General features: G+C 75.9%; 7 protein-coding genes and 1 pseudogene. 4 read left to right on the top strand and 4 right to left on the bottom strand.

The genetic code is table 11. The features are described 5' to 3' along the window. From JIG38_RS10360 to JIG38_RS10350, 3 genes and pseudogenes are all read left to right on the top strand, one after another. Positions 1-562 (top strand): annotated as a pseudogene (locus tag JIG38_RS10360) (hypothetical protein); the annotation flags it as partial. Beyond that, positions 559-1,548 (top strand): DUF8094 domain-containing protein, encoded by a 990-nt coding sequence (locus JIG38_RS10355; protein ID WP_199423707.1) that lies wholly within the window; start codon positions 559-561, stop codon positions 1,546-1,548. The pseudogene JIG38_RS10360 and the gene JIG38_RS10355, both read left to right, overlap by 4 nt. Before the next feature lie 105 nt (positions 1,549-1,653). Next, positions 1,654-2,598, top strand: coding sequence for a tetratricopeptide repeat protein (locus JIG38_RS10350; protein ID WP_199423706.1), 945 nt, complete (start codon positions 1,654-1,656; stop codon positions 2,596-2,598). A 49-nt stretch (positions 2,599-2,647) separates the two neighbouring features. Here the strand turns inward: JIG38_RS10350 and JIG38_RS10345 are convergent, their stop codons facing one another. Beyond that, a complete protein-coding gene (locus JIG38_RS10345; RefSeq protein WP_199423705.1) occupies positions 2,648-3,520 on the bottom strand; it encodes an AraC family transcriptional regulator in 873 nt (290 codons plus the stop codon). Between the two features lie 136 nt (positions 3,521-3,656). Between JIG38_RS10345 and JIG38_RS10340 the strand changes: the two genes are divergently transcribed. Further along, positions 3,657-4,202, top strand: coding sequence for a carboxymuconolactone decarboxylase family protein (locus JIG38_RS10340; RefSeq protein ID WP_199423704.1), 546 nt, complete (start codon positions 3,657-3,659; stop codon positions 4,200-4,202). A gap of 151 nt (positions 4,203-4,353) precedes the next feature. Here the strand turns inward: JIG38_RS10340 and glgB are convergent, their stop codons facing one another. From glgB to treS, 3 genes are all read right to left on the bottom strand, one after another. Continuing rightward, positions 4,354-6,567: a 1,4-alpha-glucan branching protein GlgB gene (gene glgB, locus JIG38_RS10335; protein ID WP_233404720.1), complete on the bottom strand. Its 2,214-nt coding sequence runs from the start codon at positions 6,565-6,567 to the stop codon at positions 4,354-4,356. Positions 6,568-6,657: 90 nt separating this feature from the next. Then, complete coding sequence (locus tag JIG38_RS10330; protein WP_199423703.1) at positions 6,658-8,022, bottom strand: maltokinase N-terminal cap-like domain-containing protein; 1,365 nt, start codon at positions 8,020-8,022, stop codon at positions 6,658-6,660. A gap of 83 nt (positions 8,023-8,105) precedes the next feature. Continuing rightward, a complete protein-coding gene (treS, locus tag JIG38_RS10325; RefSeq protein ID WP_199423741.1) occupies positions 8,106-9,899 on the bottom strand; it encodes a maltose alpha-D-glucosyltransferase in 1,794 nt (597 codons plus the stop codon). Position 9,900 lies beyond the last annotated feature (1 nt).

The raw sequence follows: 9,900 nt of genomic DNA, 5'->3' as shown, positions 1-9,900 counted from the left end.
GGCGCCGCGCGGCTGGACGCCGTCGGCCCCCGCCCCGGCCGCCGTGCCCCCGGCCGCAGGACCCGCCGGGCCGGCCACGCCGTCACCGACGGCGTCACCCGACCGTCCTCCCGCCGGGGCGCCCGCGGCGCAGCCGGCCGCGGGCGCGGCGCCCGGCGCCGCCGACGCGCCGGCGGGCTGGTCCCAGCGGTTCGCCGAGGCGCGCGAGCGCCGCGCGCACCGGCCGGGCGCCGACGACGGCCGCCGCGGCTGGTTCCCGGGCCGCCGCGCGACGGGCGAGCAGCCCACCGTCGAGCCGGGCGCCGCGGCGCGGCCGACGACGCCGCCGCCCGCGGTCGCCGACGTGACCGTCGCGACGCCGCCGTCGTCCGCGGGGCCCTCGGGCGACGCGTGGCGCCGTGCCTGGGGCTTCCCCAGCACGACCCCGGAGCCCGGTGCGCCGTCGGCCGGGCCGGACGCGACCGGCCCCCAGGACGCCCGCGCTCCCCGCGACCCGGCGGCCCCCGACGCCCGACCCGGCACGCCCCCCGCCACGCCGCGACCCGAGGAGCCCCGTCGATGACCCGCCGACCGAACCGGGTGCGCGCCGCGGTCCTCGCGGCGACGGCCCTCGTGCTCGCCGCGTGCTCGACACCCCTCCCCGAGCCGCAGCCCGACGCCGTCCCCGCCGCCCTGCCGCCCGCCGTCACGACCGAGCAGGTCGAGGACGTCATGGCGGACCTGTCGACCGTGCTCGCCGAGGCCGACGCCGCGACCGAGGCGACCCTGCTCGACCCGCGGGTCACGGGCCCCGCCCGCGAGATCCGCGCCGTCGAGTACCTGCTCGCGCGCGCGGGGGACCCGGCCGCCCTGACGCCCGTCCCGGCGGCGGCGCAGACCGTCGTCGCGCCGACCACCGACACGTGGCCGCGGACCGTCATGGTCGTGACCGAGCCGCCCGCGGACCTCCAGCCGCCGCTGCTGCTCACGCTGGTCCAGGACGCCCCCCGCGAGCAGTACCGCCTGTGGTCGTGGGCCCGGCTGTTCCCCGGCGTCGAGATGCCCGCCACGGCGCAGCCCGAGGTGGGCAGCGCCCCGCTCGCGGTCGACGCCGACACGCTCGCCGTGCCGCCGGCGGAGGTCGTCACGCGCTACGTCGACCTGCTGACCAACGGGACGGCCTCGCCGTACCTCGGGACGTTCAGCGACGACCCGCTGCGGGCCGGGATCGCCGGCACTCGGACCGCGTTCGCGGGCGTGGTGGGCGCGAACGGCACCCTCACGGAGACGTACGCGCCGCTGGACAGCGGGCCCTACGCGATCGCGACCGCCGACGGCGGCGCCATCGTGGTCGGCGGCTTCCGGACGGTGACGACCATCAGCCTCAGCGACAGCACCCTGACGCTCGGCGACCAGACCGCCGCCCTGCTGGGCACCTCCACCGTGGCGAGCAACCTCGTCATCGGGTGGCTCAGCGTGGTCGCCTTCGCGGTCCCGCCGGAGGGCTCCACCGAGCCCGTCCGGGTGCTCGGCGGCGAGCACTCCCGCATCCAGGTGCAGGGGCAGTAGCCTGCCGCCGCACCGGCTCCCGGCCCGCCGCCGCGCGCGACCCGGCGGGCCGACCCCACGGACGATCCGGACCCGCACGACGACGATCCCCAGGAGCACCCGACCATGACGCAGCCCACCGGACCCCGCCCGCGCCTCGACGTGCGTGGCGCCGTCGACCTGTCCGGCCTCGGCCGGACGCCGGCGCCCGCGCCCGGCGGACCGCCCGCGGCGTCGGGCGGCTCGGCGTTCGTCGTCGACGTGGCGGACGAGACGACGTTCGGCCAGGTGGTCCAGAGCTCGGCCCAGGTCCCCGTCGTCTTCGTCCTGTGGGCCTCGTGGAGCGAGGCGAGCGCGGCCGTCGTCACCGACCTCGTCGCCCTCGCGGGCGAGTACGCGGGGCGCTTCCTGCTCGCCCGGGTCGACGCCGAGGCCACGCCGCAGATCGTCCAGGCGTTCGGCGCCCAGGGCGTGCCGGCCGTCGTGGCGGTGCTGCGCGGCCAGCCCGTCCCGCTGTTCCAGGGGGCGGCGGGCAAGGAGGACGTGCGGGCGGTGCTCGACCAGCTGCTCCAGGCGGCTGCGGCGAACGGCGTGACCGGGACGGTGCCCGGCGCCGACGAGCAGCCGGCCGCCGAGCCGGAGCCCGAGGAGCCGCCGCTCCCGCCGCTCCACCAGGCCGCGTACGACGCGATCGAGCGCGACGACCTCGACGGCGCCGTCGCCGCCTACACGCAGGCGCTCCAGGAGAACCCCCGCGACGACGAGGCGCGCGCAGGGCTGGCGCAGGTCGAGCTGCTGCGCCGCACGGTCGGCGTCGACCCGCGCGCTGCCCGGGAGGCCGCCGCGGCCGACGCGCGCGACGTCGACGCGCACCTCGTGGTCGCGGACCTCGACGTGCTCGGCGGCCAGGTCGAGGACGCGTTCGCGCGCCTCGTCGACCTCGTGCGGGTGACCGCCGGCCCCGAGCGCGAGCGGGTCCGGGTGCGGCTCGTCGAGCTCTTCGGCGTCGTCGGCGACACGGACCCGCGCGTCATGGCGGCGCGACGGGCCCTGGCGAGCGCGCTCTACTGACCGGCCTCGTCGGTGCGGTGCGGTGCTGGGCCGGGCGGGACCGTGCGCGCTACGCGGGTACCGTCGTCGGAGTGTCGGTGGAGGCGGCGAGCCAGGCGCGCGGTGAGCACCCGAGCCGCTGCGTGAAGACGCGCGAGAACGCGGCGGGCGTCGCGTAGCCGACGTCGTGCGCCGTGCGGGCGATCGAGACGCCGGCCCGCAGGCGGTCCTGCGCGACCGTGAGACGCCACGTCGTGAGGTAGTCCGCGGGCGCCTGCCCGACGAGCTCCTTGAAGCGGGCCGCGAAGGAGCTCCGGGACAGGTGCGCCTCGCCTGCCATCGAGGCGAGGGTCCACGGGTCGCCGGGCCGCTCGTGCACGGCGACGAGGGCGCGCGCGATGCGCTCGTCCGCGAGGCCGGGGAGCAGCCCGGGCGGCAGCGCGAGGTCGGCCGTGTGCTCGAGCATCCACCGGAACAGCTGGACGAGGACCACCTCGAACAGGCGGTCGACGAGCACGCGCCCGCCGCACGCGACGGCGTCCACCTCCGCGAAGAGGAGGTCGAGCGAGGGCCCCAGCGACCCCACCTCGTCGAGCGGGACGACGACGACCGCGGGCAGGGTGCGCACGAGCGGATGGGTCGGACCGCCCTCGACGTCGAGCGCCGCGCAGGCGAAGTCCGACTCCGCGGTCGGCGCGTGGCGGAACGAGTGCTCGAGCGGCCGGGGGTAGAGCAGGAGGCTCGGCCGGTCGATCCGCCGGTGCACGAGCCGGCCGGCGGCGTCCCGGTGCGTGATCTCCATCGACCCGCGGCGCAGGACGTGCAGGAAGCCCCGCCCGGGCTGCGCGGCGAACGTCGTGACGCCGCACAGCGGCCCGGTGTGGAACGTCGTGGTGCGCACCCGGAAGCGCTCGAGCAGGGACGAGAGCCGGTCGATCGACATGACCGCATGATGTCAGACGATCGGACAAGAACGATGGACGATCCGTGCCCGATCGTCCGCGGCCGGGCGACAGGGTGGGGGAGTGACGCGGGAGGTCCCGTGATCACGTCCCCGACGTCCGACCGAAGGAGCACCCATGTCCCGCGTCCCTCTCCTCGACCCCGCCGCGACCACCGGCGCCGTGCGCGAGCAGCTCGACCAGATCCACGCGACGTTCGGCGCGACGCCCGCGATGTTCCGCGCGGTCGCGAGCTCGCCGGCCGCGCTCGCGAGCATGTGGGGCGCGTTCGGCGCGCTCGGCGGCGGGGCGCTCGGCGCCGCGCTCGGCGAGCAGATCGCCGTCGCCGTCGCCGACCGCAACGGCTGCGAGTACTGCCTCGCGGCCCACACGGCGCTCGGGCGCCGGGCCGGGGTCGGCCGCGAGGCGATGGCCGACGCCCAGGAGGGCCGGTCGGACGACCCGCGCACGCAGGCGCTGCTGACCTTCGTCCTGCGGCTCGTCGACGCGCGGGGCCACGTCTCGGCCCAGGACGTCGAGGCCGTGCGCGAGCACGGCTGGTCCGACGAGGAGGTCGTCGAGGCGATCGCGCACGTCGCGCTCAACCTCTTCACGAACTACGTCAACGTCGCCCTGGACGTGCCGGTGGACTTCCCGACCGTCCGGCTGCGCCGGGCCGCCTGAGCGGCGGGGGGGGGGGGGGGGGGGGGCCCCCCCCCCCGCCCGCCCCCCCGGCGCGCCCCCGGGCGCGCGGCCCCCCCCGTCCGGCTGCGCCGGGCCGCCGGAGCGGCGCGCGGGCGCGGCGCCGGCCACCCCGGCGCCGCGCCCGCGCGGGTCAGGCGACGGGCTCCTGGCCCTCGGGCACGAGGAAGACCGCGCCCAGCGGCGGGACGCGCAGGGTGACCGAGTGCCGCTGCGCGTGCAGCGGGTGGTCGATCGCCTGCACGCGCCCGAGGTTGCCCACCCCCGAGCCGCCGTAGACCTCGGCGTCGGTGTTGAGCGCCTCGACCCACGTGCCGCCCGAGGGCAGGCCGACCCGGTAGCCCTCGTGCGGCGTGCCCGCGAAGTTGACGACGACGACGACCGTGCGGCCCTGCCCGTCGCGGCGGATGTAGCTGAGCACGTTGTGGTCGGAGTCCTGCGCGTCGACCCACTCGAAGCCCGCCGGGTCCTTGTCGAGCACCCACAGCGCGGGCTCGCCCCGGTAGAACCGGTTGAGGTCCGTGACGAGGCGCGAGATGCCCGCGTGCTCGGGGTACTGGAGCAGGTGCCAGTCGAGGCTCCGGCCCTCGGCCCACTCGGCCGCCTGGCCGAACTCGGAGCCCATGAAGAGCAGCTGCTTGCCCGGGTGGGACCACTGGTAGGCGAGCAGCGAGCGCACGCCCGCGGCCTGCTGCCAGTGGTCGCCCGGCATCTTGCGCAGCAGCGACCCCTTGCCGTGCACGACCTCGTCGTGGCTGATCGGGAGCACGAAGTGCTCGGAGAACGCGTAGACCAGCGAGAACGTCGCCTCGTGGTGGTGGTAGCGCCGGTTGATCGGCTCCTCCGCGAGGTAGCGCAGGGTGTCGTTCATCCAGCCCATGTTCCACTTGAGGCCGAAGCCCAGGCCCCCGCCGTCGGTCGGCGCCGTGACGCCGGGCCACGCGGTCGACTCCTCGGCGATCATCATGATCCCGGGCGTGCGGCGGTAGGCCGTCGCGTTGGCCTCCTGGATGAAGCGGATCGCCTCGAGGTTCTCGCGCCCGCCGTGGACGTTCGGCCGCCACTGCCCGTGGCCGCGGGAGTAGTCGAGGTAGAGCATCGACGCGACGGCGTCGACGCGCAGCCCGTCGACGTGGAACTCCTCGAGCCAGTACGTCGCGTTGGCCACGAGGAAGTTGCGCACCTCGTTGCGGCCGAAGTTGAACACGTACGTCCCCCAGTCCGGCTGCTCGCCCAGCAGCGGGTCCGGGTGCTCGTAGAGCGGGCTGCCGTCGAAGCGGCCGAGCGCCCACTCGTCCTTGGGGAAGTGGGCCGGCACCCAGTCGAGCAGCACGCCCACGCCGGCCTGGTGCAGCCGGTCCACGAGGTGGCGGAAGTCGTCGGGGTGGCCGAACCGCGACGTCGGCGCGTAGTACGAGCTGACCTGGTAGCCCCAGGACCCGCCGAAGGGGTGCTCCGCGACGGGGAGCAGCTCGACGTGCGTGAAGCCCATCTCGACGACGTACGCGGTGAGCTGGTCCGCGAGCTCGCGGTAGCCCAGGCCGGGCCGCCAGGACCCGAGGTGCACCTCGTAGATGCTCATCGGCCCGTGGTGCGGGTCGCTGGCCGCGCGCCGCTCGAGCCACGCCGCGTCGTCCCAGCGGTGCTCCGACTCGACGACGACCGACGCCGTCGCCGGCGGGACCTCCGTGCCCTGGGCGAGCGGGTCGGCCTTCTGGCGCCATGAGCCGTCGCGCGTGAGGATCTCGAACTTGTAGCGCGCTCCGCCGCGCACGTCGGGCACGAACAGCTCCCACACACCCGTGCTGCCGAGCGAGCGCAGGGCGTGCGCCGCGCCCTGCCAGTGGTTGAAGTCACCGATGACGCGCACGGCCTGCGCGTTCGGGGCCCACACCGCGAAGGAGGTCCCGACGACGTCGCCGAGCACCGACGGGTAGGTCCGGACGTTCGCGCCGAGGACGGTCCACAGCTCCTCGTGGCGCCCCTCGCTGATGAGGTGGAGGTCGACCTCGCCGAGGGTCGGCAGGAACCGGTACGGGTCGTCCGCGACGGTGGTGAGCTCGCCGTAGGTGACCCGCAGGCGGTAGTCGGGGACGGTCGCCGCGCGGAACGCCGCGACCCAGACGCCGCCGTGCTCGTGGCGCGCGGCGTGCTCGCCCTCGGGCGTCACCACGACGACGGCGTCGGCGAGGGGGCGCAGCGCGCGCACCGTCACCGTGTCGCCGTCGAGGTGCGCGCCGAGCACCCGGTGGGGGTCCTGGTGCACGCCTGCGGCGATCGCGTCGAGCTCCGCGGTCACGACGTCGCGGGGGTGGGCCGGGGGCATCGAGGTGGGCGGCAGGCTCATGTCCTCACCCTGCCACGGTGGGACCTCCCCTGCACCAAGACCACGAGGCCGCCCGCGGACCGCGGGTCGGCCGGCGCCGGGGCCCGGGCGTCAGGCGGCGTCGAGCAGGCGGTCGACGCCGCCCAGCGGGATCGCGACCCAGTCGGGCCGGTTCCGCGACTCGTAGACGACCTCGTAGAGCGCCTTGTCGAGCTCGAGGGCGTGCAGCAGCGTCCCCGTGAGCCGGTCGGTCGTCACCCCGCCGGCCTCGGCGAGGTAGCCCTCGACCAGGGCGTCGCGCGCGCGCTCGGCCCACGCGGCGGTGCCGTGGCCGACGGCGGCCGCGTAGTCCACCGAGCGGAGCATGCCGGCGAGGTCGCGCAGCGCGAGGTCCGGCCGGGTCCGCTCGTCCGCGGACGCCTGGGGCTCGCCCTCGAAGTCGAGTACCACCCAGCCGCGTCCGGGCGCGCGCAGCACCTGGCCGAGGTGGTAGTCGCCGTGGACCCGCTGGAGCGGCGGCAGGTCCAGGCCCTCGACCTGCGCGAGCACGCGGTCGACGGCGCCGCTGCGGTCGGCGAGGAGGGGTGCGGCCGTCACCGCGGCGGCCGCGCGGTCGCGCAGGGTCGCGAGCACGGTCGCGTCGGTCCGGGCGGGCGTGCGGGGTGCGACGGGCGCGCCGGACCCGCCCACCGGCAGGGCGCGGCGCAGCGCGTCGTGCATCTGCGCCGTGGTCCGGCCCAGCTCGCGCGCGAGGTCCGCGAAGTCCTCGTCGTCGCGCGCGTGGCGGCAGGCGACCTCGAAGCCGTCCTGGGCGTCCGTGACGAGCTCGCTGAGCACGCCCAGGTGGCCGCCCTCCTCGCCGTCGGCGCCGGGCCAGGACGCGGCGAGCCACGCCAGCGGGCGCGGGACGCCGCGCCAGCCCGCGCGGCTGAGCGCGAGCGGCACCTCGACGTCGGGGTTGGGCCCGACACCGACGGTGCGGAACACCTTGAGGATCGCGGGCGGCGACGCGGCGGGCAGCAGCACCGACGTGTTGGACTGCTCGCCCGTCATGACCTTGGCCCCCCCGAGGTCGGGCGCACCCGCCCCGTCACCCTCGGCGGCCGCGAGCCACGCGCGCAGGAAGGCCGCGTCGGACGTCCCGTCGACCACCGCGGTCCCGTCCGCGAGCCGCCCCACGACGGCGCCTGGGGCGGCGTCGGTCGCCGCGGGGGAGCCGGGGGCGCGCAGCACGAGCGGCACCTGGAGCAGGCCGCCGCCGGGCAGCCGGAGCAGCTCGACCCGGACGGTCGCCTCGCCGGCCGGGTCCTCGAGCGTCAGGACGGCGACGACGGGCAGCGTGCCCGTGCTGCCCTTGGCCGGGTACCACCGCCGCCCGGGCAGCCACGCGTCCACCAGGGCGCGCAGCCCGGCCGGGGCCGCGCCGTCGTCGGGCGTCGCGCGCAGCGTCCGCTGCCGGTCACCGCTGCCGTCCATCCGCACCTCCCGGTGTGTCGTCGCCGACGATCCTCACCCGGCCCGCGCCCGTGCGCGCGGTCAGGCCGCGCCCGGGGTCCCGCTCACCCCGGGGGCGGCGTCACCGTGAGCCAGAAGAAGTCACGCGAGCCGAGCGTCAGCGAGAGCGTCCCGTCCTGGCCGATCGTCGGGAACGCGGCGCCGCCGAACACGTCGTGCAGCGCGTGGCCCGCGTGGTCCGGGAGGCGGACGACGCCCGACCGCGGCGTCGACGCCAGGTTCGCGACGCACAGCACGGTCTCGTCGCTGCTCTGCCGCAGGTAGGCGAGCACCGACTCGTTGTCGCACTGGAGCGTGACGAAGTCGCCGGTCCCGAACACGGGGTGGCGGCGCCGGATGGTGAGCATGCCGTGGACCCAGTGCAGCAGGGAGGTCGGCGTCGCGAGCTGGGCCTCGACGTTGATCGTCGAGTAGTTGTGCACGAGCGACTGGTTGACCGGTAGGTAGAGCTTGCCGGGGTCCGCCGTCGAGAAGCCCGCGTTGCGGTCGGGCGTCCACTGCATGGGCGTGCGCACCGCGTCGCGGTCGGGCAGCCAGATGTTGTCGCCCATGCCGATCTCGTCGCCGTAGTACAGGCACGGGCTGCCCGGCAGCGAGAGCAGGAGCGCGTGCGCCAGCTCGATCTCGGCGCGCGAGTTGTCGAGCAGGGGCGCGAGCCGACGCCGGATGCCGACGTTGGCGCGCATGCGCGGGTCCGGCGCGTACCAGCCGTACATGGACGCGCGCTCCTCGGTCGACACCATCTCGAGCGTGAGCTCGTCGTGGTTGCGCAGGAACGTGCTCCACTGCCCGCCGCCCGCGGGGATGCGCGGCGTGTCGGCGAGGATGTCGACGATCTGGTTCGCCCGCTGGTCCTTGATCGAGTAGAAGATCCGGGGCATGACGGGGAAGTGGAAGCACATGTGGCACTCGGGCGCCTCGTCCGTGCCGTAGTACGGGATGACGTCCTCGGGCCACTGGTTCGCCTCGGCGAGCATGATCCGGCCGGGGAACTCGGCGTCGACCATCGCGCGCATCTCGGCGAGGTACTCGTGCGTCCGCGGGAGGTTCTCGCAGTTGGTGCCCTCCTCCTCGAAGAGGTAGGGCACCGCGTCCAGGCGGAAGCCGTCCACGCCGATGCGCAACCAGAACCGCGCGACGTCCTTCATGGCCTCGCGGACCTGGGGGTTCTCGAAGTTGAGGTCCGGCTGGTGGCTGAAGAACCGGTGCCAGAAGTACTGCCGGCGCACCGGGTCGAAGGTCCAGTTGGACGTCTCGGTGTCGACGAAGATGATGCGCGCGTCCTCGTAGCGCGTGTTGTCGTCGCTCCACACGTAGAAGTCGCCGTAGGGGCCCTCGGGGTCCGAGCGCGAGGCCTGGAACCACGGGTGCTGGTCGCTCGTGTGGTTCATCACCAGGTCGATGATCACGCGCATGCCGCGCTCGTGGGACTTCTCGATGAGCTCGGTGAAGTCGCCGATCGTCCCGTACTGCGGCGCGATCGCCGTGAAGTCGGCGACGTCGTAGCCGCCGTCGCGCAGGGGCGAGGGGTAGAACGGCGGCAGCCAGAGGCAGTCGACGCCGAGCCACTGGAGGTAGTCGAGCCGGTCGATGAGGCCGCGCAGGTCGCCCGAGCCGGCGCCCGTCGAGTCCGAGAAGCAGCGCAGCATGACCTCGTAGAACACGGCCGTGCGGTACCACTCGGGGTCCGCGACGAGGCCCGACGGCGCCGCGGTCGGCAGGGCGTACGTGGGCACGGGGCGCGGCGGCAGCGCGCCCTGCGGGTCGGCGGCGCGTCGACCGGCCGCCACCTCGATCGGCGGGTTCACCGGCGGCTCCCGGTCCGGGGCCGGGATCATC

The organism is Actinotalea solisilvae, assembly GCF_016464425.1.
Taxonomy (GTDB): Bacteria; Actinomycetota; Actinomycetes; order Actinomycetales; family Cellulomonadaceae; genus Actinotalea; species Actinotalea solisilvae.
This window is presented reverse-complemented; position numbering and strand designations above follow the sequence as displayed.

Bases quoted from the DNA above. Each gene is read 5' to 3' on its own strand.
- glgB (WP_233404720.1), bottom strand. From the start codon at position 6,567: ATGAGCCTGCCGCCCACCTCGATGCCCCCGGCCCACCCCCGCGACGTC.
- treS (WP_199423741.1), bottom strand. From the start codon at position 9,899: ATGATCCCGGCCCCGGACCGGGAGCCGCCGGTGAACCCGCCGATCGAG.
- JIG38_RS10345 (WP_199423705.1), bottom strand. From the start codon at position 3,520: ATGTCGATCGACCGGCTCTCGTCCCTGCTCGAGCGCTTCCGGGTGCGC.
- JIG38_RS10340 (WP_199423704.1), top strand. From the start codon at position 3,657: ATGTCCCGCGTCCCTCTCCTCGACCCCGCCGCGACCACCGGCGCCGTG.
- JIG38_RS10355 (WP_199423707.1), top strand. From the start codon at position 559: ATGACCCGCCGACCGAACCGGGTGCGCGCCGCGGTCCTCGCGGCGACG.
- JIG38_RS10350 (WP_199423706.1), top strand. From the start codon at position 1,654: ATGACGCAGCCCACCGGACCCCGCCCGCGCCTCGACGTGCGTGGCGCC.
- JIG38_RS10330 (WP_199423703.1), bottom strand. From the start codon at position 8,022: ATGGACGGCAGCGGTGACCGGCAGCGGACGCTGCGCGCGACGCCCGAC.